At 48.3% G+C, this 1208-nt stretch carries 1 protein-coding gene and 1 pseudogene; both read left to right on the top strand.

Features of this window, described 5'->3' with window-relative positions; genetic code table 11:
• Positions 1 to 717, top strand: a 717-nt coding sequence (locus R7P35_RS25085; RefSeq protein ID WP_318093105.1) for a ParA family protein, incomplete at its 5' end; no start/stop codon positions are given.
• Positions 707 to 1208 (top strand): annotated as a pseudogene (locus R7P35_RS25080) (chemotaxis protein CheW); the annotation flags it as partial. The gene R7P35_RS25085 and the pseudogene R7P35_RS25080, both read left to right, overlap by 11 nt.

The following is a 1208-nucleotide window of genomic DNA, read 5'->3' as shown; positions in this document are numbered from 1 at the left end:
CTAGCAGGTTTGTTGAGTCAGAAAGGTCATCGTGTATTGATGGTCGACACCGATCCTCATGCATCACTGACGACTTATCTTGGTTACGACTCAGATACCGTGTCATCAAGCTTGTTCGATCTGTTTCAGCTAAAGACGTTCACTCGCGATACGGTTAAGCCGTTGATCTTAGAAACCGAGTTGGAAGGAATGGACATCATTCCTGCGCACATGTCATTGGCTACGCTAGACCGCGTAATGGGTAACCGCAGTGGCATGGGGCTGATTTTGAAGCGCGCACTTCAAGCGGTTTCGCAAGATTACGACTACGTGTTGATCGATTGTCCGCCAATCCTTGGTGTGATGATGGTTAATGCACTCGCGGCGAGTGATCGTATCTTGATCCCAGTACAGACTGAGTTCCTCGCGATGAAAGGCTTGGAACGTATGATTCGTACGTTGACGATCATGCAGAAATCACGTCCAGATGGGTTCAAAGTCACCATCGTACCAACCATGTACGACAAGCGAACTCGCGCTTCGTTGCAGACTTTGACGCAACTGAAAAAAGACTACCCGAACCAAGTGTGGACTTCCGCAGTACCGATTGACACCAAGTTCCGAGACGCAAGTTTGAAACACTTACCAGCGTCGCACTTTGCATCCGGTAGCCGTGGTGTGTTTGCGTACAAACAGCTATTGATTTACTTGGAGAGGTTAGCGTTCGATGAGCAGTAACAGCGTACTTTCCAGCGAGCAGGCGCTTGATGATTACTTCAACGCATTACTCGGTGAAGAAGTTGAGGTGACTGATCTCGAACATGAGCTTGACTTGCTCGCTCAGGAACTATCCTCTTCAGAGCCAGAGCCAGAGCCAGAGCCAGAGCCAGAGCCAGAGCCAGAGCCAGAGCCAGAGCCAGAGCTCCAGATGCAATACGCAGAGTCAGACTCTTACCAGTTTTGCGAAAACTACGCACCGCAACTGGAAGCGCCGAATTTAGAAGACGTTCAAAGGTTATTGAGTCAACTCGAATCGACCAATGTCGTAGATGAGTTAGACATAGACGACATTTTGGAACAGAACACCATCGACATTGCGATTCACGCAAAGTCGATACAACCAGACGTTGAAGTAGCTGTTGAGTCACCAATAGAAGTGGTTGAAGAAATTCAAGAATGGGTGATAGAAGAGCCTGTTTCTGAAGTAATTCAAACTGAGGTAGCTCAAG

The organism is Vibrio sp. Vb0304, assembly GCF_033338995.1.
GTDB classification, from domain to species: domain Bacteria; phylum Pseudomonadota; class Gammaproteobacteria; order Enterobacterales; family Vibrionaceae; genus Vibrio; species Vibrio alginolyticus.
The sequence above is the reverse complement of the archived record's forward strand: the minus strand, read 5'-3'. Positions and strand labels throughout refer to the sequence as shown.